Source organism: Paramagnetospirillum magnetotacticum MS-1, assembly GCF_000829825.1.
Lineage (GTDB): Bacteria > Pseudomonadota > Alphaproteobacteria > Rhodospirillales > Magnetospirillaceae > Phaeospirillum > Phaeospirillum magnetotacticum.
Map to the genome: position 1 here is coordinate 865,994 of NZ_JXSL01000030.1, position 22,114 is coordinate 888,107.

Annotated in this window: 17 protein-coding genes; 7 read left to right on the plus strand and 10 right to left on the minus strand. The window is 66.4% G+C overall.

Annotated elements, in window-relative coordinates:
• Positions 1-66 precede the first annotated feature (66 nt).
• Genes asnB through CCC_RS16630 form a run of 7 tightly spaced genes read left to right on the plus strand, consistent with a single transcriptional unit; the run spans position 67 to position 9,125 of the window.
• Complete coding sequence (gene asnB / locus CCC_RS16600) at positions 67-1,815, plus strand: asparagine synthase (glutamine-hydrolyzing) (protein WP_009870458.1); 1,749 nt, start codon at positions 67-69, stop codon at positions 1,813-1,815.
• On the plus strand, positions 1,815-2,786 hold the full coding sequence (locus tag CCC_RS16605) for a methyltransferase domain-containing protein (protein ID WP_041042102.1): 972 nt from the start codon (positions 1,815-1,817) through the stop codon (positions 2,784-2,786). Before asnB ends, CCC_RS16605 begins: the two co-directional genes overlap by 1 nt.
• The gene (locus CCC_RS16610) at positions 2,783-3,619 is read left to right on the plus strand and encodes a polysaccharide deacetylase family protein (protein ID WP_009870456.1); all 837 of its coding nucleotides are present in this window, start codon (positions 2,783-2,785) and stop codon (positions 3,617-3,619) included. The genes CCC_RS16605 and CCC_RS16610 overlap by 4 nt, the downstream gene beginning before the upstream one ends.
• Before the next feature lie 9 nt (positions 3,620-3,628).
• Complete coding sequence (locus CCC_RS16615; RefSeq protein ID WP_009870455.1) at positions 3,629-5,782, plus strand: bi-domain-containing oxidoreductase; 2,154 nt, start codon at positions 3,629-3,631, stop codon at positions 5,780-5,782.
• Positions 5,783-5,785: 3 nt separating this feature from the next.
• Positions 5,786-6,778 (plus strand): MraY family glycosyltransferase, encoded by a 993-nt coding sequence (locus CCC_RS16620; RefSeq protein WP_009870454.1) that lies wholly within the window; start codon positions 5,786-5,788, stop codon positions 6,776-6,778.
• Positions 6,775-7,734, plus strand: coding sequence for a UDP-glucose 4-epimerase family protein (locus CCC_RS16625; protein ID WP_009870453.1), 960 nt, complete (start codon positions 6,775-6,777; stop codon positions 7,732-7,734). The genes CCC_RS16620 and CCC_RS16625 overlap by 4 nt, the downstream gene beginning before the upstream one ends.
• A complete protein-coding gene (locus tag CCC_RS16630; protein WP_009870452.1) occupies positions 7,731-9,125 on the plus strand; it encodes a mannose-1-phosphate guanylyltransferase/mannose-6-phosphate isomerase in 1,395 nt (464 codons plus the stop codon). The genes CCC_RS16625 and CCC_RS16630 overlap by 4 nt, the downstream gene beginning before the upstream one ends.
• On the opposite strand, the gene CCC_RS16635 is transcribed toward CCC_RS16630, so the two are convergent.
• The 10 genes from CCC_RS16635 to CCC_RS16680 form a co-directional block, all read right to left on the minus strand.
• The gene (locus tag CCC_RS16635; RefSeq protein WP_041042104.1) at positions 9,113-10,237 is read right to left on the minus strand and encodes a glycosyltransferase family 4 protein; all 1,125 of its coding nucleotides are present in this window, start codon (positions 10,235-10,237) and stop codon (positions 9,113-9,115) included. The two genes, CCC_RS16630 and CCC_RS16635, sit on opposite strands and share 13 nt — an antisense overlap.
• A gap of 1 nt (position 10,238) precedes the next feature.
• Positions 10,239-11,453 (minus strand): oligosaccharide flippase family protein, encoded by a 1,215-nt coding sequence (locus CCC_RS16640; RefSeq protein ID WP_009870450.1) that lies wholly within the window; start codon positions 11,451-11,453, stop codon positions 10,239-10,241.
• Between the two features lies 1 nt (position 11,454).
• Entirely contained in the window at positions 11,455-13,050 is a 1,596-nt protein-coding gene (locus CCC_RS16645) for a heparinase II/III family protein (protein WP_009870449.1), read from the minus strand.
• A complete protein-coding gene (locus tag CCC_RS16650; RefSeq protein ID WP_009870448.1) occupies positions 13,047-14,183 on the minus strand; it encodes a glycosyltransferase family 4 protein in 1,137 nt (378 codons plus the stop codon). The genes CCC_RS16645 and CCC_RS16650 overlap by 4 nt, the downstream gene beginning before the upstream one ends.
• The gene (locus tag CCC_RS16655) at positions 14,180-15,232 is read right to left on the minus strand and encodes a CgeB family protein (protein WP_009870447.1); all 1,053 of its coding nucleotides are present in this window, start codon (positions 15,230-15,232) and stop codon (positions 14,180-14,182) included. Before CCC_RS16655 ends, CCC_RS16650 begins: the two co-directional genes overlap by 4 nt.
• Positions 15,222-16,325, minus strand: coding sequence for a glycosyltransferase family 4 protein (locus CCC_RS16660; RefSeq protein WP_041042106.1), 1,104 nt, complete (start codon positions 16,323-16,325; stop codon positions 15,222-15,224). The genes CCC_RS16655 and CCC_RS16660 overlap by 11 nt, the downstream gene beginning before the upstream one ends.
• A gap of 109 nt (positions 16,326-16,434) precedes the next feature.
• Positions 16,435-17,559 (minus strand): glycosyltransferase family 4 protein, encoded by a 1,125-nt coding sequence (locus CCC_RS16665; protein WP_009870445.1) that lies wholly within the window; start codon positions 17,557-17,559, stop codon positions 16,435-16,437.
• The gene (locus CCC_RS21325; protein ID WP_009870444.1) at positions 17,559-18,500 is read right to left on the minus strand and encodes a glycosyltransferase family 2 protein; all 942 of its coding nucleotides are present in this window, start codon (positions 18,498-18,500) and stop codon (positions 17,559-17,561) included. The genes CCC_RS16665 and CCC_RS21325 overlap by 1 nt, the downstream gene beginning before the upstream one ends.
• A gap of 1 nt (position 18,501) precedes the next feature.
• Positions 18,502-20,211, minus strand: a complete 1,710-nt coding sequence (locus CCC_RS16675; RefSeq protein WP_041042108.1) for a heparinase II/III domain-containing protein — start codon at positions 20,209-20,211, stop codon at positions 18,502-18,504.
• A gap of 54 nt (positions 20,212-20,265) precedes the next feature.
• The gene (locus tag CCC_RS16680; protein WP_009870442.1) at positions 20,266-22,104 is read right to left on the minus strand and encodes a carbamoyltransferase family protein; all 1,839 of its coding nucleotides are present in this window, start codon (positions 22,102-22,104) and stop codon (positions 20,266-20,268) included.
• Positions 22,105-22,114 lie beyond the last annotated feature (10 nt).

Consider the following 22,114-nt stretch of genomic DNA (forward strand, 5'->3'; position numbering starts at 1 on the left):
GCCCTGGAACAAGAATCAAAAATCGGCTAGGACTGGCGGCATCTCATTAGCGGAACCTTCGAAGCAATGTGTGGTCTGGCCGCGCTTTTCAGTTACCGAGCCGACGCGCCACCCCCGGACGCGGCCGAACTGGCACGCATGACCGGCGCCATGACCCGGCGCGGCCCCGATGGCGAGGGCGTGTGGAGCGGAGCAGAAGGGCGGGTCCGGCTGGGCCACCGCCGCCTGTCCATCATCGAGCTGGGAGAGCCCGGCGCCCAACCCATGATTGCCGATGACGGCAAGACCGCCATCGTCTTCAACGGCGAGATCTATAACTACCGTGCACTGCGCCTGCGCCTCGAGCAGCAGGGCGTCCGCTTGCGCTCCCATTCCGATACTGAAGTGATCCTGGAGGGCTACCGCCTTCTGGGGCCGGACATTCTTGCCCAATTGCGAGGTATGTTCGCCCTGGCGATCTGGGATGGGGAACGGGGTGGCATACTGGCGGCTCGCGACGGGCTGGGCATCAAACCACTGTATGTTGCCGATGACGGGCGGACAGTGCGCCTCGCCTCCCAGGTCAAGGCCCTGCTGGCCGGTGGCGGCATCGAGACCGCCCCCGACCCGGCCGGGCATGCTGGATTCTTCCTGTGGGGCCATGTGCCCGAACCCCACACCCTCTACCGCTCCATCCGGGCCTTAAAGCCCGGCACCTGGGAGAGGTGGGGCCTGGATGGCCGCCGAGATTCGGGCGCTTTCTTTGATTTGGGCGCCGAACTGCGCCGCCCGCGCCAAGCCCCCCGCGCCGATCTCAAATCCGCCTTGGAAGACTCCGTGGCCCATCATCTAGTGGCTGATGTGCCGGTGGGGGTCTTCCTGTCGGCTGGCCGCGATTCCACCACGCTCGCCGCCATGGCAGCCAAACTGGGCACGGGAAAAGTCAAAAGCGTCACCCTGGCTTTCGAGGAATTCGCCGGAACGCCCAAGGACGAGGCCCCCCTGGCCGAGCTGGCCGCGCGTCATTACGCAACCGAACACATCACCCGGCGCATTCCGGGCGGTGATTTCGCGGCGTGTCGCGATCAGATCCTGGCTGACATGGATCAGCCGACCATCGACGGGGTCAATGTGTGGTTCGTGGCCCGTGCGGCGCGGGAATCGGGGCTGAAAGTGGCGCTGTCGGGCCTGGGCGGCGACGAATTGTTCGCTGGCTACGACAATTTCACCACCATTCCCCGTATAGTGTCCGTGTTGGGTCCGTCAGGGGCCATTCCCGGCCTTGGTCGGGGCTTCAGAGCGCTGGCCGGTCATTTCGTGCGGCCCAAACTGGCCGGATTGCTGGAGCTTGGCACCACCCTACCCGACGCCTATCTGTTGCGGCGCGGTCTGTTCATGCCTTGGGAACTGCCCCAGGTGATGGATGCGGACATGGCGCGCATTGGCCTGGAAGCTCTGGCGCCTCGCCTGCATTTGAAACGGGCCGCCGCCGGTCTGGGCGACGATGTTGCCGCCATCTCCGCCCTGGAGATGCAGTTCTACATGCGCAACCAGCTGCTGCGCGACGCCGATTGGGCGGGCATGGCCCATTCCCTGGAAATCCGGGTGCCCCTGGTGGATACGCATCTGCTGGACGCCGTGCTGGACCTACGCGCCGCAGGAAGGACTCCGGGTAAGGCAGACATGGCGGCATGCGCCGATCCCGGCCTGCCCACCGCCATCCTCGAGCGGCCCAAGACCGGCTTTTTCGTGCCCGTGGCCCAATGGCTGGGCGAGAGCTCCTTGCGCGGCTGGGCCAAGCGGGTCCATGCCGCCCTTTGCGAAGAGACCCTGTGATGACGCCCTGGCTGCTTGACTTGCTGCAATGCCCCTCCTGTCACGCCGAGTCGAGGCTGGTTCACGAGGGTGATGGCCTAGCCTGCCCTGCTTGCGGCCAGTCGGTGCCGGTGGTCAACGGCATCCCCCGTTTCGTTGCGGCCTCCGAGAACTATGCCGAGGGTTTCGGCTGGCAATGGACGCGCTGGCGCGCTCTGCAGGTGGATCGGCTGGCGGGGCATCCCCTGTCCGAGCGCCGCTTTCTGGCCGATTCCCGCTGGGACCCCGCCTGGATCAAGGGCAAGCTGATCCTGGACGCCGGTTGCGGCGCGGGTCGCTTCACCGATGTGGCGGCGCAATTGGGGGCCCGCGTGGTGGCCTGTGACTTAAGCCGCGCCATCGACGCCTGTCACGCCAATTGCGACGAGCCCCAGGGCAAGGCCCCCGAGCGCGGCGAAGTGGCCTGGGTCCAGGCCAACCTGCTGAACCTGCCATTCCGCCCCGGCGTCTTCGACGCGGTCTATTGCATGGGGGTAATCCAGCACACCCCCGATCCGCCCGCGGTGATGCGCGCCCTTCCCCCCTTGCTCAAATCCGGGGGGCGGCTGGCCTATAATTTCTACGAGAAGAACCCGCTGCGCCGCCTGGAAGTGGTGAAATACGCGCTGCGCCGCATCACTCCCGGCTGGGAGCAAAAGCGGCTGCTGGCCCTGTGCGAGACCCTGGTGAAGCTGTTCTTCCCGCTGACCCGTTGGATGAGCCGCATTCCCAAGGTCCGCTTCTTCACCCGCTTCGCCCCCATCTGCGCCACCCATCCACCCGAACTGACCACCGAACAGCAATACGAGTGGACGGTGTTGGATACCTTCGACTGGCTCAATCCCCATTACGAGATCTGCCAGGACCACCGGGAAGTGGCGGATCTGCTGCGCGGCCTGGGCGTTGACGAGGTCGCTTCCGCCCCCGGTCTGGCCTGGGGGCGCAAGCCGTGAGCCTGCGTGACGCCATCGCCCCCCTGGCCCTGGCCGGCTGGCGGTTGGTTCGGCCAGTCCTGGGCGAAGAGAACACCTTCCGCATCCTGCTTCTCCATGACGTTCCCACCTCGAAACGAGATGTCTTTGCCCGCCTCGTCCAGAATCTGACCATGGCCCGACGCCTGATCACCCCAGTCGAGGCCGAAGCCATCCTGGCCGGTGGGCCGGTGCCGCCGGGCCCATCGCCGGTTCTGCTCAGCTTCGACGATGGCTTCGCCTCCAATCTGGATGTGGCCGAGACCATCCTGGCCCCCCTGGGGATCAAGGCGCTGTTCTTCGTCTGCCCCGGCCTGATCGGGCTGGAACCCGAGGCCCGCGCGGCCGCCGCCACCGCCAATATCCTGCGCGGACAAAGACCGGCGCCCGAGCCGCTGCTGGGCTGGGACGGCATCGAACGGCTGGCGGCGCTGGGCCACACCATGGGCAGCCATACCAGCCATCATCTGCGCCTGACCACGCTGTCGCCCGATCAGCGCGCCGAGGAGATCGGCGGGGCCGCCCGTCTCCTGACCGAACGGCTAGGCAAGATTCCGGACTGGTTCGCCTACACCTTCGGCGATATCGACTCCATCGATGCCGCCAGTCTGGCCGAGATCGGACGGCATCACCGCTATTGCCGCTCTGGTGTTCGGGGCCCCAACAGTAAGGCAACGCCGCCGCTCGCCCTGCGCGGAGACAATATCGATCTGGGGACTGGCGAGGCCTGGCGGGGGCTGGCGGTCGAGGGCGGTCTCGACGTCTTGTACCGCAAGCAGCGGCGCATACTCGACGCCATGGCCGATCGGAGTTAAGAAGAAGCCATGAAGCAGATCATCCAAAGCGCCAAATCCGGCAAGCTGTCGCTGAAACAGGTCCCCGAGCCCCGCGTGCGCACCGGCCACCTTCTGGTCGCCACCCGCGCCTCGCTGATCAGCGCCGGGACCGAGCGCATGGTCATCGATTTCGCCAAGAAGAGTCTGGCCGCCAAGGCCAAGGCGCGGCCCGATCTGGTGCGCAAGGTGGTGGACAAGGCGCGGCGCGACGGCATCCTGGCTACCTTCAAGGCGGTGATGGCGCGCCTCGACGAGCCGCTGCCCCTGGGTTATTCCGCTGCCGGAACGGTGAGCGCCGTGGGCGGTGGCCTGGAAGGCACCTTCACCATGGGCCAGCGGGTCGCCATGGCCGGAGCCGGTCTGGCCAATCATGCCGAGCTCAATGTGGTGCCGCGCAATCTGGCCGCGCCCATCCCCGACGATGTCCCCGACGAGGAAGCGGCCTTCGGCACGGTGGGCGCCATCGCCCTGGCCGGTGTGCGGTCCTTGGGCGCGCAGTTGGGCGATCTGGTCGCCGTGCTGGGCGTCGGGCTGGTGGGCCAGATGGCGGTGCAGTTGCTGGCCTTGCAAGGGGCCCGGGTCATCGCCCTGGACGTCAATCCCGACCGCCTGGCCCTGGCCAAATCCATGGGCGCCGAACTCACCTGGACCTTGGGCGAGCCCGGCCTTACCGAGGCGGTTGCCGCCCTGTCGGGCGGCGTGGGCTGCGATTCCGTGCTGATCGCGGCGGCCACCGATTCCTCCGAGCCACTGGCCCTGGCCGCCGAACTGGCCCGCGACCGCGCCCGCGTGGTGCTGGTTGGCAAGACCGGCACCGAATTCGACTACGCTGCCTATATGAAGAAGGAGCTGACCCTTTCGGTGTCGCGCTCCTATGGCCCTGGCCGCTATGACGAGGAATTCGAAGGACGCGGCGTCAAATACCCGGTGGGCTGGGTGCGTTGGACCGAGACCGAAAACTTGCGCGAAGTGGTCCGCCTGATGAGCCCGTCCCTGCCCCGTCGCCTGGATGTGGGCGCCCTGATCAGCCACCGCTTCGATTTCGATCAGGCCGAGGAGGCCTATGCTCTGGTCACCGGCGGCCAGCAACCCTCCCTGGGCGTGGTGCTGCATTATGCCGAGCGGGTTTGCACCGCCCCCGCTTTCGCCGCTCCTGCCGCCGCCGCCACGGGCAAATGCGTGCTGGGCGTTATCGGCGCCGGTAATTTCGCCCGCACCGTTCTGCTGCCCGAACTGGCCCGGCTGCCCGGCGTGGAGATGCGCACCATCTGCACCCAGCGCGGCCAGACCGCTGAGCACGGGCAGCAGACCTTCGGCTTCGCCAATGCCACCACCGACGTGGACGCCGTGCTGAACGACACGTCCATCAACGCGGTGCTGGTGGCCACCCGCCACGGCAACCATGCCGAGATGGTGGCGCGGTGCCTTTCCGCTGGCAAATCGGTGCTGGTGGAAAAGCCCCTGGCGCTGGACCGCGCCCAATTGAATCAGGTGATCACGGCGCGGCAAGCCTCCAACGGCTTCTTCACCGTCGGCTTCAACCGCCGCTTCGCCCCCATGGCCCAAAAGGCCGCCGCCCATCTGGCCCGCCATCTTGGCCCCAAAGTGGCGGTGCTGCGCGTCAATGCCGGGGCCCTGCCCGCCGAAAGCTGGGTCAATGCCGCCGAAGAGGGCGGCGGGCGCATCCTGGGCGAGGTCTGCCACTTCGTGGATCTGGCCCGTGCCCTGATCGGCGCGCCCATCAAGACGGTGCAGGCCGATGCCGCCCGCGTCACCCACGGGGTCTGCGACGATCTCTCCGTATCGCTGACCTTCGCAGATGGATCTCTGGCCACCATCATCTACACCGCCCAGGGCGACACCTCCCTGTCCAAGGAACGCTTCGAGTGTTTCGCTGGCGGAACTATCGTCACCATCGATAATTTTCTGTCGCTGTCCACCACCAAGGGCGGCGCCACAAAGGTGGAAAAGAGCCTGGGGCAGGACAAGGGCCACCGGGCCGAACTGGCCGCCTTCGTGGGCGCCGTGGCTTCGGGCGGCGCCGCCCCCGTTGACGAGGCCGAACTGATCGAGACCTCCCTGGCCACCATCGCCGTGCTGGATTCGCTGGCCGAGGGCCGGCGGATCAGCCTGGAGGACTAGGATATGGCCGAGGCGTGGCAGGCGGGAATGGTGGCCGGTCTGGCCACATTCGCGGCCAGTATCGCCTCCACCCGGCTGGTCCTGGCCTGGCTGCGCCACAAGCAGATCCTCGACCATCCCAATGAGCGGTCCAGTCATAGCCTGCCCACGCCGCGTGGCGGCGGGATCGGCCTGACCCCGGTTCTGGCCCTGGCCCTGATCATGGTGGCCTATGCGGTGCCCGGCGAGACCGTGCTGCTGGCCGCCGGCGCCCTGATCCTGATGGCCATCTCCTGGCTGGATGACCGCAAGGGCCTAGCGCCCGGCCCCCGCTTCGCCGTCCAGGCCGCCGTTATCGCCGCCGCCCTGATGGGCTTGGGCGGCACGGTGATCCTGCCCCTGCCCCTATGGGCCGATCGGGTTCTGGTGGGGTTGGCTTGGCTGTGGTTCGTCAATCTCTACAATTTCATGGACGGCATCGACGGCATAACGGGCGTGGAAAGCGCCGGAATCGGCCTGGGGCTGGCCCTGGTGGCCGCCATCACCGGCGATGGCGCCCTGATTCCCCCCGCCCTGATCGTGGCGGCATGCGGGTTGGGCTTTTTGGTGTGGAACTGGCATCCGGCCAAGATCTTCATGGGCGATTCGGGGTCCATTCCGCTCGGTTTCGTGCTGGGCGGGCTGCTTCTGTCTCTGGCTGCGCAAGGCCAGTTGGCCGCCGCCCTGATCCTGCCCGGCTATTATCTCGCCGACGCCACCATCACTTTGCTTTGGCGCCTGAAAGACGGCGAAAAGATTTGGCAGGCCCATCGCCGCCATTTCTACCAGCGCGCCGTGCGCGGCGGGAAAAGCCACGCCCATGTGTCGAGCGCCGTGGCGATTTGCAATCTGCTGCTGATCGGCTGCGCCTGTCTGGCGGCGGCAGGGCTTCCAATGGCGGCAAGCCTGATGGCCATCCTGGTGGTCGGCGGGCTTTTGACCCTGTTCACCCGCTGGGCCGGAGGCATTGTGCGATGAAGGTCCTGATCACCGGCGCCAATGGTTTCGTCGGTAAGGCTTTGGGCCTGCGTCTGCTGGAGGCAGGTCATTGCGTCTGCGGAGCGATTCGGCCCAATGCCCCTCTGGCGCCGGGGATCGAGGCGCGGCCCGCTGCCCATTTGTCGGCATCGGGGGACTGGAACCCCGCCGTGACCGGCTGCGAGGCCGTGGTCCATCTGGCGGCCCGCGTTCACGTCATGCACGACACCTCGACCGATCCCCTAGCCGAGTTCCGTGCAGCCAATGTGGCGGGAACCCTGCGTCTGGCCGAGCAGGCGGCGGCGGCGGGGCTCGGCCATCTGGTGTTCCTGTCGTCCATCAAGGCCAATGGCGAGGAAACCTTCGGCACCCCCTTCGGCCCCGACAATGCCGCGCCGGTGGACCCCTACGGCATCTCCAAACTGGAAGCCGAGCGGGGGTTGGCCGAGATCGCGGCGCGCACCGGTCTGGCGGTGACGGTGCTGCGTCCTCCCCTGGTCTATGGGCCGGGGGTAAAAGGCAATTTCCGTTCCCTGATCGGGCTGGTGGACAGGGGCGTTCCCCTGCCCCTGGGCGCCATCCATAACCGCCGCTCGCTGATCGGACTGGGCAACCTCACCGACGCCATCCGCGCCTGCCTGGACCAGCCTCCGGGCGCCGGGCAGTGCCGGGTCTTCACCCTGGCCGACGGCGAAGCCTTATCCTCGCCCGATCTGGTCCGCCGCCTGGCCCGCGCCCTGGGGCGTCCCGCCCGGCTGCTGCCCGTTCCGGTCGGCCTGATGCGTTTCGCCGGAAGACTGGCCGGCAAGACCTCCGCCGTACAGCGCCTGACCGCCTCGTTGGAGGTGGAGTCCGGCACTATGGCCGCTATGATCGGCTGGTCGGCGCCCATGACCCTGGACGAGGGACTGGACGCCACCGCCCATTGGTGGCGCAACAAGGAGAAAACCTCATGAGCGGCCCCATTCCGGTGATTCTGTCCGGCGGCGCGGGGACGCGCCTGTGGCCTCTGTCGCGCGAGCTGATGCCCAAGCAATTGCTCAAGTTGACGGGTGAGCGCACGTTGTTGCAGGAGACCGCGCTGCGCCTAGGCGCCCCCCCGGTGGTGGTGTGCAATTTCGAGCACCGCTTCATCGTCGCCGAGCAGTTGCGGGAAGAAGGCATCGAGCCCCGTGCCGTGGTGATCGAGCCGGTGGGCCGCAACACCGCCCCGGCAGCGGCGGTGGCCGCCCTGATGCTGGCGGAAAGTGACCCCGACGCCCTGATGCTGCTGATGCCGTCGGACCACCTGATCGCCGATACCGGGGCCTTCCGCCGCGCGGTGGATATCGCCGTGCCGCTGGCCCGCCAGGGGTGCATGGTGACCTTCGGCATCACGCCCACCGGCCCCAATACCGGTTACGGCTACATCAAGCGCGGGGCGGCTCTGGACGGCGGCTTCATGGTCGAGCGCTTTGTCGAAAAGCCCGATCTGGCCACTGCGGAAAGCTATGTGGCCTCTGGCAAGTACACCTGGAACAGCGGCATCTTCCTGCTGCCCGTCGGCCTGTTTCTGGCCGAACTTGATCGATTCGCCCCCGGAATCAAGACGGGCTCTGCCGAAGCCCTGGCCAAGGGCCAGCGCGACCTGTTCTTCTTCCGCTTGGACGAGACGACCTTTGCCGCTATCGAGGGCCGCTCCATCGATTACGCGGTGATGGAGCCCTCGGACAAAGTAGCCGTAGTCCCCGTCGACATGGGCTGGTCCGATATCGGCTCGTGGTCGGCGCTGTGGCAGGAAAGCCCGCGCAATGCCGACGGCAACGTCATCCTGGGCGATGTGCTGGCGGTGGATTCCACCGATTGCTATCTGCGCAGCCAGGACCATCTGGTGGCCACGGTGGGGGTGAGCAACCTTGTGGTCATCGCCACCGACGATGCCGTGCTGGTGGCCGACAAAAGCCGCGACCAGGAGGTCAAGGCGGTGGTCGAAGCCTTGAAGCGCGAGGGCCGCCCCGAGGCGACCCAAGGCACGCGCGGCTGGCGTCCCTGGGGCTGGTACAAGACCATCGAGCAGGGCGAGCGCTTCAAGGTGAAGCAGATCCACGTCGATCCGGGGGCGAAACTTTCCCTGCAAAAGCACTGGCACCGCTCGGAACACTGGGTGGTGGTCAAGGGAACGGCGCTGGTCACCTGCGGCGACACGTCCTTCGTGCTGCGCGAAAACGAATCCACCTTCATCCCCGCTGGCACCAATCACCGGCTGGAAAACCCAGGCAAGGTGCCGCTGCGTCTGATCGAAGTGCAGTCGGGCGAATATGTGGGCGAGGACGATATCGTCCGCGTCGAGGACGATTACGGGCGCTGAACCAAGCGGTCATAGGCCGCCACCGCCCGCTCTCCATAGTCGGACCAGCCGAATCCGGCCTCCACCCGTCGCCGGGCCGCTTCGCCCATGGCGCGGCGGCGTTCGGGATCGGCGGCCAGGCCCCGCAATGCCGCCGTCAACGCCTCCGGGTCATGCGACGGCACGATCAGTCCCTCGACACCGTGGGTGATCAGGTCGGCAGCCCCGGTCTCGGGTGTCGCCACCACCGGAAGGCCAGAGGCCATGGCCTGCAAGAGGGTCAACGGCAGCCCTTCCTCCAGTGACGGCAGGCAGAAGATGTCGGCCTCGGCGTATTCGCCGGGAAGCGCCGCACCCGGCTTCGGCCCCGCCACATGGGCGCCGCCTGCACCAAGTAAGGTGTCCATGCCCGCCTCCACAGGCCCCACAAGACGCACTTCGCAGGCGCCTTTCAGCCGCCGCCCGGCCTCCAGCAGAGTGGGGACGCCCTTGCGCAGGCCCACCCGGCCGACGAACAGGATGCGGGGCGCCTCGGACTCCCGACGATGGGCCGCAGGGGCAAAGCCCGCCAGATCGACCCCGTAGGGATTGACCACCAGCTTTTCCGCCGCCACTCCTCGCGCCAGAAAGGTATCGCGGGCAAAGCCGGTCGGAACCGAGATCAGATCGGCAAGGACGTATTCCGCCTCCTCGCGCTCGATCATGCGGGGATCGACCCCGGCCGAGGCCAAGCCAAAGCGTTTCGCCTCCGCCGCAAGAACCTCGGCCTGATGGCGGATATGGCTGGAGCCACGCTCGATCACCACCCGGAACCCCCGTGCGCGCGCCGGGTCCATGGCTTCCAGGGTGGCGCCGCTCCAACCCACCAGGATGCCCGGCTCCTCGGGCAGATTGGCGGCAACGAAACGGGCGAAGGCCTTGCCGATAAAGAGATCGGGCGACGGAACAAGGGGCAGACGCCGCAAGGCCTCCAGCCAAGCAATGGTCCGCACCGGCAGATCGGCGGGCAGAAACCGGCGAACGGCAAAGGCGGGATAGGTGGTGATCAGCCGCTCCAACCGGCCCCTGCCCCATAATTCGCGGGCCAGATCAAAGCCATGAAAGCGCCCGTGCACGGCGATTGTGACCCGCATCTCAGCCCCTCCGCCGCAGGACCAGGACGGCCAGGGCCAGAAAAGCGGCCACGCAGGACGCCGACAGCGCCCAAGCCACCGGCTGCACCTCCCAAGCCCCGCTCCACCAGAACGGCGCTAAGGGCAGCAGGAATGCCGCATACTGAACCAGACGCGCCACCAGCAGCAGCCGCACCCGGCGCGCCGCCACCGCATAGGAGCGCAGGACCTCGAAGGGCAACACCGCCAGGATGACCCCGACCAGGGCGGCCAGGATGGCGGCGGCGGGCGCCCAGGCGGGACCGAAGATCATGGGAACCAGGGGATCGGCCCACAGCCAGACCACCAGCGCCGCCACGCCGAGTGGCAACGCCAACAACAGCAGGGCCTTGCGGCATCCCGCCCGGCGCACACTCTCATCGTCCTGGCGCGCCAGCCAGGTGAACAGCACCCGCGAGGTCACGGGCTGAAGGAATTGCTGCGGTACCACCGCCAGACGGTTGGCCTGATAGAACAGCCCCGCGCCGGTCAGCCCGCCGACCGCGCTGACCACCAGCAGGACGAGGCGCTGGAAGCTGCCTTCCAGCACGCTGTCCAGCCAGATGCCCCGCACATTGCGCAGCACCTGACGCCACTCCATCCAGGACGGCCAATGAGGGCGATAGAAGCTCAGCGTTCCCATACCGCCAAGAACGGCAAGGCCAGCCAGGGCGATGAACAGCTCGCGGATATAGATTGTCGCCACCCCGGCTCCGCCCAAGACGAGGGCGATGGCCAACACATGCCCGGCCACGCTGGTGCCGGTCTCGATCAGGGCCAGGAGGCCATAGCGCATGGAGCGTTCGAAGAAGGTGCGGTCATGGGTGCTCCAATGCACGATCAGCACCGCCGCCACCAGCAACAGGTCCGACCAATGCCAGACATCGTTGGTAGCCAGCCACAGCACGGTGATCAGCCCCGCCGCCAGGGTCTCGATGCCCAGAACCGAGAACAGGCGGCGGCGAACTTCCAGGGTCATCTCGGCCTCGGGCGCGCCCAGCACCTGGGTGCCGACCCTGAGCGAGATCAGCGACAGCACCAGCCCGGCCCCCGCCTGGACCACGGCGAAACGGCCGAAATCAGCGGGATCGAGATGGCGGACCAGGACCAGATTGGCGGCAAAGGCGATCAGCGCTTGGATGATGGTTCCGCCCACCAGATAGGCGCCGCTGAGAGAGAGCTGCCGCAGCCCGGCCATCTCAGGTGATCCTCTCGAAGCGCCAGTCCAGCGTCATCCGTTCCCCGCTCAAAGGGGCCTCCACCTTAAGACAACGGGTCGGACACATCTCGTGAAAGCGGGGAGAATAGACGGAATCGTCCAGGCTCACCGTCAGGCCCTGGGCCTTGAACCGCCAGACAGCCCTTCCCGGCAAGGAAAGACGCACCCCCTCGCCCTCGGCAACAGCCGTCACCGAAGGATGCAGGTGAAAGCGGATGGCAAGGCCGTGGCGGGGGCCGGGTGCGGCGCGCGCCACCTCGTCCCGCCCGGCCAGACCGGAAGCCCCCAATTCCAGCGAGCGGCGATGGATCAGCCCAAAGCGCGTCCAGCCGTCGAACTCGCCGCGAAACCGCCCCTTTTCCACGGACGCCGCGAAATGCCGGGGCCGCCGACCCAGACGGAAGGCGCCATAAACCTCGGCACTGTCTTGATCATCCACCGTCAGGGTGGAGTGGAAGGCCGTCCCCCGGAAGCGGTTGCGCCAATCAAGATCCTGATAGGCATAGGTGCCGCAATTGGCGATCAGCGGCACCCCCCCGTCGTAAAGCTCGAACGACAAGGTATCGGCATGGGCATGGGCGGGCAGATCGTCGGGGCAACAAGGGCCGCAATCGACCATCAGCCGGGCGCTTCCCGCCTCCAGCCGCCAGTATCCCGCACGAGGCAGGGCGGGCGGCGCCACCGCCTCTACTCGTTCAGGCCCATCGACGGTGCCATCGTTGAACTGGGCCAGCTTGCCGGGAGCCATCAGAAAGAAGGCCGCCGCCGGACGCATGCGCTCCACCGCGTCCGACAGGAAGCCCGGAACCACTTTCCCGGCTTCGCTGAACAGCACGCAAAGCTCTTCCAGGTCGGACAGAACCTGGAAATGGTAGCTGGGCGAACGCTCGTAATGGCAGCCATCGGACAGGATCTGGCGGTTCAACTGCCGGTCCAGTTCCGTCAGCGCGCGGTCCAATCCCGTTTCGTGGCCAGGTAGGCACAGGGCACAGGCGATGGCGGCCTTGAGATTCTTGATCAGATGGTTGCCGCCCACGTCACGTTCCCACACCCGATTCAGATGGCGGGCCTGACGGTGCAAGGAGCGATGGAAGGCCGAGACGAAATCCGGCGATGCGCCCTCGCACAAGAACCGGGCATGGGCCAGCCATGACACCAGACGCAGCGACAGAGGATAGGGATGCCAGGCCACCGGATCAAAGCGCTCGAAGCGGGCCAGCCACCGGGCCACCAGGGTACGGGCCGGTTCCCGCCCCTCGCCGCCCAAAGCCTCCAGGTCGGCCAGCCACTCGAAATAGTGCAAGGTAAAGCGCCACAGCAGGGGCATCGAGGCATCCGCCCAGCCTTCGGCGGGGCCCTCAATCCCCACCAGCCGGATACGGCCGCTCAGGATCAGCCCGCCATTGCCGCTATCGCCGGTTTTGGGCGGCGGCGGCGCCCAAATGGGGGCGCCACTGCCGTCACCCAGGCGCGCCGAGGCAAGAGAGGTGCAAAACCAGGGCAGCCGGGCCCGGTACCACAGGCGGTACGCCACCTGGGAAAGCCGCAGATACTGAAGCGTCCGCCACAGCCTCATGGGCGCCGCCCGGCCGCCACGCGCTCGAACATGCCGATCAGACGATCCACATGGGATGCCCAGGTAAAGGCCTGCACCACCCTCTCGCGCCCCATCCGCACCATCTTGCCCCGCAGTTCCGCATCGCCGTCGAGACGCCGGATGCACTCTACCAAGGCCGAAGGGCGCAGGGGATCGAAATACAGCGCCGCATCGCCGCACACTTCCCGATTGACCGGGGTGTCGGCGGCGACCACCGGAAGGCCGCTGCTCAGCGCCTCCACCATGGGATGGCCGAAGGTCTCGGAGATGGAGGGAAAGACGAAAACGTCATGGCCGTGATAAAGGCCCGGCAGATCCTCATAGCGCCGCCGTCCCAACTCCACCAAACCGTCGGTTTCGGCCTGTTCCAGGAGGATATGGTCGTGGATGCCGCCCAGAAAGTCGCGGGTCTCGGCCCGCGACATGGTAATGGTCGCCCGTGTCTCGATTCCCTCGGCCAGCAGGCCGCGCACCGCTTGGCAGACCAAGCCGGGCTGCTTGTGGGGATAATAGACCGACACATAGAGCAGCCGAAGAGTACCGTCACCGCGCCACGGCCGAGATGCCCCACAGGGCGGCGCGAAAGCATCGCTCAATGTTCCGTAGGAATTGACCTCGACCTTGCCCTCCAGGTCGGGCGCCCAGGCCAGCAGCATGTCGCGCATGGTGGCGGTGGGCGTGATCACCAGATCAGAACTGCGCGCCGAGCCGATGATCAGGCGGCGGCGGATGCCGCGCTGAAATCCGGCCACCGGTCCCTGTTCCGGTGTGCAATTGGCCAGATAGAAGGGATCGAACAGCCCGCCTTCGCGCACCAGCAGAACCTGGGGCACCGGCGAGCGGAACAGACCGAAATTAGCCGAGGAGAACAAGACGTCGGGCGCAATGCGCCGAACCGTCTCGCGCCAAATGGTCTGTTCCCAGGCGAAGCGCCGCAGTGGCCTGAGATCCGAGGCGGCCAGACGCAACACCCCCGGCCCCTCATCGGGAAAACGGGCCGAGACCGCGAAAGTGGACTTCACCCGCCGCTCGTTGAAACTGGCCAGCAGATTGCGGGTATAGGTGACGATGCCGCCCATGCGGGCCGAAATGGCGTTGACCAGAATCTTCATGGGGTCGGCTCCTGCCCGGCCAGATGGCCGAGAATGGTCTTCAGGCGGGTCGGATGGTCATGGCCATCGGCCAGAACCCGGCGGCGTCCAGCGGCGGCGGCGGCGGAGCGGGCGGATTCGTCCGCCAACCATCGACGGCACTGGGCGATCAGTTCCCCATCATCGGAGAAGAACGCCGCCTGGTGATCGGGGGCCAGCAGGCGCTCCGCCTCGGCCGAGCGTTCGTGCAGCATAAACCCGCCGCAGGCGGGAATCTCCACCGTGCGGCAAGTCTGCAGGTCGCGGTTACCCTTGCGCAGAAAGCCCAGATTGATGCGGCTGGCCGAGACAACGCGGGCATAGTCTTCGTCATAGACCGGGCGGGCCTCGACCTTGAGATTGGCATGGGCTCCGGCCAGACCCTGCCAGCCATTGCCCCACACCCGAACCTCCAGTCCAACCTGGGCCAGGGCCAGCAGGCTTTGGGCGCGCGGCCCCTCATAGGTGCCGACAAAGGCGATATCGGCTTTAAATGCCCGTCGCTCGTCCTCGGACAGATCCATGGGGCGATGGAGATGGGGATCGAAGGAATTGTCCACGAACAGGATACGGCCCACCCCCAGGGAGGGCATCTCCTCGGGGCGGGCGTTGAAGCTCTTGGTGGTGACCCACAGGTCGAACAGGGGCAGCGCGCCCTCGATCTGCCGCGAGCGGTGCACCGGGTTCATCATGTCGTCCTCGGCATACCAGACCAGCCGGGCCGAGGCGCAAACCGCTTTGACCCGCCGTAAGGTGGACGCCGTGATCATGGGCGCGGCCTCGATCCACACCACGTCGCAGCCCCGCTCCGCGGCCCGCACAAGGCCCTTATTCGCGTCGACCGGATCGGCGGGACGGCGCAGGCGGTAACGCAGGCGATCCATCAGGCTGGGCCGGTCCTCATAGGTGGCGCCTGGCCGGTTGATGGGGATCATGGTCACCCGGTGGCCCAGTTCGGATAGAGCGCGGGCCCGCTGGGGCGTACGGCTGCCGGTGATGGTCTGGCCCACCAGGATGATCTCAGCGCACATGGGCCAATGCCTCGCGCAGACCGGCCAGATCGGCTTCGAAATCCCAGGTGGCAATGCGCGACGCCGCCGCGCGGCCCATCTCCTGGGAGTGCGCCAGAACCCGGCTCAACGCCTGGGCCAAGGCTTGGGCGTCACCGGCAGGAAACACCGCGCCGCAGCCCGCATCCACCAGATCGCGGGCGGCGCCCACCTGATCGCTGACCACGATTGCGGTGCCGCAGGCCATGGCCTCGTTGACCGCCAGGCCCCAGGGCTCGGATTCCGACGGCAGGACGAAGGCATCGGCCATGGCATAAAGCGCTGGCAATTCACTCTGGTTGCGAAAGCCAGCGAAGACGATCCCCGTGGCGCGGCGCGCCTCCAGCTCGGCCCGCATCTCGCCATCGCCCACCATCAGCAAAACCGGACGGGGAGCAGCCATCCTTTCCCAGGCGTCCAGCAACAGATCGGGACGCTTGCGCCGCTGGAACTTGCCCGCGAACAACACCACCTGGGAATCCTCGGGAATGCCCAACTCACGGCGCAACCCGGCAAGGTCAGCCGCCGCAGCACCGGCGGCGAAGGCCGCGTTATCCACGGCATAGGGAACGTGAAACACCTGCTCGGGCGCCACACCACGCCGCAGATAATAGTCGCGGTTGGCCGAACCGATGGCGAGAAAAGCCGCCGTGCGCGCAAACACCCAATTCAGGAAGCGCCGCTTGGCCCAGCCGCGTAACCCTTTGCCATCGGGCATGGCCTGATCCTGGTTCTCGCCGCGCATCAGCACCGGGCGGCCTTCCACCTTGGCCAGGGCCAGGGCACGCAACAGCATGGACGAGCCCCAACCGTGCAACCAGACCACATCGGCCTTGAGGATTTCCGTCCGAAGATCGGTCTCGGCCAGGGCGACACTGTCATAACCCTGGCGCAACGGAACGTCCCAGGCCAACCGCACCCCGAACCCGGAATCGAAATATCCGCCCTCGGTGTCGGTCCGCCCGAACACCACCCTCAGCGCGATGCCGGGTTCGGCAGCCAGGCGGGCGAGCAGCGGCGCTTGGTACTGAATGGGATGACTGACGAGATACAAAAGGCGGACTGGAAGACTCATGATGGCGCCCTCAATCGCCGGGCGGGCGCGAGCGCCCTTGGCTCCCGTGCCATAAGGCGCGCGGCCGCGCTTGCGACCGTCCAGCGGTCGAAGGTTTCGACCGCTGGTATCATCGGGCCGCCTCGCGTAAGAGATCGGCGGTCCGCTTCGCTGTGATATCCCACGAGAAATTCCCAGCCCGCGCCAAACCCCGCCGTCCCAGGTCATCACGCGCCGCCTCGTCACCCAGCAAGGTGATCACCCTCTGGGCCATGGCGTCCACGTCCAGGGGGGCGAAATACTGGACGCCATCTCCCGCCACTTCGGGCATGGCCGCGATATTGGAGCAGAGCACCGGCGCGCCGCAGGCCATGGCTTCCACCAGCGGATTGCCGAAGGTTTCCACCGTGGACGGAAAGACGAACAACGAGCAGCAGCGATACAATTCCACTAGCCGGGACGGCGACACCCCACCCAGGAATTCTACCGCGTCTTCCAGGCCATGACGGCGGATAACCTCCATCAGTTCGCCATGATACTCCGCATCCACCAGCCGCCCCGCCACCACCAGACGCACCTCGGGATAGACGGCGCGAATGGCCGGAAGGGCGGCGATCAGGGTGTGGAGGTTCTTCTGCACATAGACGTCGGATACCGCCAGAAGCTTGCCCGGCACCCGGCGCACGGACGGGTCGGGGGTGAAGCGGACGTCCACACCGTGGTGAATCACTTCAATCTTGCGGCCAAACCAACCGGGTAGGCCGAAGCCGAGCGCCTTACGGGCATAATCCGACACCGCCACCGCCCGACGGCAGCCCAACAGCGACACCATGGTGGCCAGGGCCAGCCCGACCCAATACAGACGCTTGGCCATGCGCCGCTCGCGCTGGACCACCGCCAGGGAATTGCGCAGCACGATCACCGGATTGGGTGCCAGCAGCGGACCGTAATTGGCGGGCGAAAAGGTGACATCGGCACCCATCTCATGGGCCAGGACGGGCAGCGCGATCTGCTCCCAGGCCAGCAGACGCAAGAAGGTGGCCCTGAAATCCAGCAAATGGAGCCGGATACCCTCGGGCGGCTCGCCGAACAGCTCGTACTGGTCCACATGCAAGAAGAGATGAAACTCCAGATCCTCGGCCTTCACCAGTGGCGCCAGGATGTTGCGCAAATACGTGACGCCGCCTCCGCTCTTGGCGTGCAAGGCGTTGATGATCACCCGGATCTTGCCGTTGGACCTGATTCCATCTCCCATCACAAACTCTCCTCGGCCGCCGGACCCAGCCGAGCAATGAAATCGGGCCGCTTGCCGGTGCTGAACGGCAGACGAACCAACATCTCGGCCAGCCGCAGCGGCAGCAATACCCCCTGGCCCAGCGCCGCGCTCCACTCTCCGCGCGCCTTGTGTCCCATCACCGCCTCATAATGGATGATGATGGTGCGCAGCACCACCAGCCCCAGGACAGGGCCGGGCAAATGGCGCAGGATTCCCATATGGCGACGCAGGATAGCCAGTGAACAGGCCACTTTGCGGCCAATACGGCTGGTGATGCCCTCGGGCGCCAGGGTATAGCGCAGCAGCGGATCGGCGAAGGTCTCGAACCGCCCCCCCGCCTGGGCCAGCACCGCCAGCCACAATTCGTAATCCTGAGCCGAGCGCAGATCTACGTCGAAACCGCCCACCGCCAGGACCGCGTCACGGCGCACCACCACGGTGGAGGACGAAATGAAACCGCGCAGGAACAAGGACCGGTAAGGATCGGCGGGGTTGCGCAGCCAGCGCGCCCGGCTGTCGTTCAAGACCTCGCTCTCGGGCCCCACATTGAACAGGTTGTGGGAACACATGACCAGATCGCCCGCCGCCAGCACCGCCATGGACCGCTCGATCTTGGGACTCAGCCACTCGTCATCGGCATCGAGAAAGGCCAGCCAGGTGCTTTGCGCCGCCGCCACCGCCCTGTTGCGCGCCGCGCCCGCCCCCTGGTTGGGCTGGCGGAACAGGCGCAGACGGATGCCGTTCATCCTTCCCGCCATGGCCCGTACTGCCTGGGCCGTTTCATCGGTGGAACCGTCATCGACCACGATGACTTCCATGGGCCGCAGAGTCTGAGCGGCGATGGAGGCCAGGGCACGGCCCACCGTGTCTGCGTTGTTGAAGGCGGGCATTACCACCGAGACATCGGCGAAACCGGTCATCTCAGAGCCCCTCCACCGTGATCTCGCCCCGCCAGGGCAAAGCCGTCTCGACACTGATCTCGATGCGTGACGCGGGCTCGCCCTCGCCATAGGCCTGCCAGGACAAGGCCGGAACCACGCTCACCTGGGCACCGGGCGCCGTCACCAAAACTCGTGAACCGTCAGCGCCACGCAGGATCAGGCCCTCCCCGTTCCGCTCAACTTCCATGGTGGTTTGCAGACGGCGCACGACCCGGTGGCGGCCCCGCCCGGCAATTTCATCGCCCAGGATCAATCGCGGCCCGGTAAAGCTCCAGCTCCGCCGCCAGATTCCTACGCCGCCCAGGCGGACAAAGCCGTGGCTTTCCAGTATAAGCCCGTCGTCACGCCGCTCCAGCCGGGGCGGCGGCCCCGCCATGCGGCGGCGGAAGGCGGGGGCGAAATAGGGCTTGTTGGCGGCGTAAGGGTCGGCCCCGTCAACCGTCAGACCGTTATGGGCGCGGGCGGAAACATACTCCTCCGCCTCCCCAGCGATGGCATAGGAGCCCCGCCCCGGATCGATGAACAGAGGCCGGGAGCGGTAATGCAGCTCGAACGAGCCGCAATCTTGGTGCCCGTGACCGGGCATATGGCTGAATCCATCGGGATCGGCATGCCACAGCCCACTCCAGTCTCCCAGGTCGAACCGACGCCAGCCGTCGGCGGCCAGGACCTCCCCGTCAACCGCCCCACCCAGCCGAGCCAGCAACAGATCGCGGTCCGAGGCCTCCAGACGCCCCATCCACCCCGTTTCACGGCTTGCCCCCGGCAGCAGGCCGAACAGATCCGACGGCGGACAATCAGGCGACACGTCGCCCATCAGGGGAAAGCGCCCGGCCAAGGCGAAATGGGGCAGCACGCTTAGGGCGCAATCGAGCACCCGCCCGAACTCTTCCGCCTCGGGCCGCCCAGCGGCATGGGCCGCCAGCCAGACTTCCGCCCAGGAGCGGGTCAACAGCAGATGGTAATGGGTCGAGCCTTCGCGCAGTACTCCGCAAGGCCGGAAGATGCGCCGCCCCTCCTCCACCAGAATGCGAGCGCCCGTTTCGGTGGCCTGGGGCAAGCCTAAGGCCAGACCCAGCAGATACAGCCCCCGGCCGTTATTGGCCAAGTGGTTGGAGCTGTGGTGATCGCCGAAATATTCCAGACTGGCGGCAATGGCTGGAGCATGGGCTGCCAGGCATTCCGCGGCGGCTTTCGGCAGGCCATGGCGCCGCGCGAAGGCCAGAAGATTGATGGCCCGCTCGGCGGCCGTATAGGGATGCCAGGCCCAGGATGAATCGGGCGTGCCGAAGCGCTCCATCCAGGCCGACCACACCGCATCCACCCAGCGGGGATCGTCATTCTTCCCCATCAGCGGCACCCAGGCGAAGCGGTGCAGGCTGAGCTGGGTCTCGATATCGCCAAAGTTTCGGACGATCAGCTCCGCCTCGCCGCCCGGCTCGAGGGTGACGGTTTGCCCCGCCAGACGGAGCCTTAGCGGCCCGGAGGGCGCACCGGGCGGGGCTGCGGCAAATGTTGCACGGGGCGTTTCTGCGGGAAGGCTTGACCATCCGCCCCCCAGATAAGGCGGGCGATGGGCGTCATAGGGCGGCTCGCCGGGGGTCAGGCGAAGCGCGCGAAGCACGATCCAGCGGCGCAGCACCGGATCGGCGGCCAATTGACGTGCCTTGCGGACAAGGGATGTCAGCATGAAGGATCAAAGCCCGATCAGATCACCGGACCGCAGCGGACCCCCCGCCCACGGCTAATCCAGTTCGAAGGCGTTCTTATAATCCAGTTTCAGCGCGGGGTCCTGCTCCTCTTTGCGCAAGAAGCAGTTGCCCACCACCAGGACCTCGATCTCGCTGCCCATGAAGCAGCGGAAGGCGTCTTCCGGGGTGCAGACGATGGGCTCGCCACGCACATTGAAGCTGGTATTGACCACCACGCCACAGCCCGTCCGCGCCTTGAACGCCGAGATCAGGGCGTGATAGCGCGGATTGGTGTCGGCATGGATGGTCTGGACGCGCGCCGAGTAATCCACATGGGTCACCGCCGGAATGCTTGAGCGCGGCACGTTCAGCTTCTCGATGCCAAACAGCTTTTCCTCATCGGCGGTCATGGCGCGGCGCCGCGATTCCGAGACCGGAGCCACCAAAAGCATATAGGGCGAATCGCCGTCCAGATCGAACCACTCGGCCACGTCTTCGCGCAACACGCTGGGCGCGAAGGGGCGGAAGCTTTCCCGGTACTTGACCTTGAGGTTGAGCGTCTTTTGCATGGAGGGCGAACGGGGATCGCCCAGGATGGAACGGCCGCCCAGAGCGCGCGGCCCGAATTCCATGCGGCCCTGCATCCAGCCCACCGCCTTCTCCTCGGCCAGGGCCTGAGCGGTGGCCTCGATCATGGCCTCTGGGCCCATCACCTCGAACTTGGCACCGGCCGCGGCCAAGCGGGACTCGATATCGGCCTGCTCGAACACTGGTCCCAGATAGGAGCCCTTCATGGCATCCTTGCCCGGGGTCACATGCCGCGGCTGGCCCTTATGGATGTGATAGCCCGCCAGGGCGGCGCCCAGGGCGCCACCGGCATCGCCAGCCGCAGGCTGGATCCAGATATTGTCGAAGATGCCTTCGCGCAAAATCTTGCCGTTGGACACGCAGTTGAGCGCCACGCCACCCGCCAGACAGAGATTCTTCGCCCCCGTCTCCTTCTTGATGCCGTGGCACAGCTTGGAAACGATAATCTCGGTGACGTCCTGAATGGACGCCGCGATATCCATGTGGAACTGGGTCAGCTGGTCCTTGTCCGCCCTTCGCACGGGCTGACCGAACAACGCCGCGAAGCGGTCGTTGGTCATGGTGAGCCCGGTGCAGTAGTCGAAATAGGACTGGTCCAGGCGGAAGGAGCCGTCTTCCTTCAGATCCACCAGATTGTCGAGAATCAGCTTGGTGTATTTCGGCTCGCCATAGGGCGCCAGGCCCATCAGCTTGTACTCGCCGGAATTGACCTTGAAGCCGGTATAGTAGGTGAAGGCGGAATAGAGCAGCCCCAGGGAATGGGGGAAGTGCAATTCCTTGTGGATTTCAAGCCGGTTGCCCGAGCCCATGGCCAGCGACGTGGTGGTCCACTCGCCCACGCCGTCCATGGTCAGCACCGCCGCATCCTCGAAGGGAGACGGAAAGAAGGCGCTGGCCGCGTGGCTGAGATGGTGCTCGGCGAACAGCAGCTTGTTCATCCAGTCGAAATCAGGCGTGAAGCGCTTGAACTCGCGGGCCAGCAGGTCCTTCTGGAACAGCTTTTCCTTCAGCCAGACCGGAATGGCTGTCTTAAACGACGAGAAACCCTTGGGCGCGAAGGACACATAGGTTTCCAGCAGCCGCTCGAATTTGAGGAACGGCTTGTCGTAGAACACCACGAAGTCCACGTCATTCAGACCGATTCCCGCTTGCGCCAAACAATAGGCGATGGCGTTTTCGGGAAACGCGGCGTCGTGCTTCTTGCGGGTGAAGCGCTCTTCTTGGGCCGCCGCGACGATGCGGCCGTCCTCGACCAGGGCGGCGGCGCTGTCGTGGTACAGGGCGGAAAGGCCGAGGATGCGCAAGGGCTGAGCC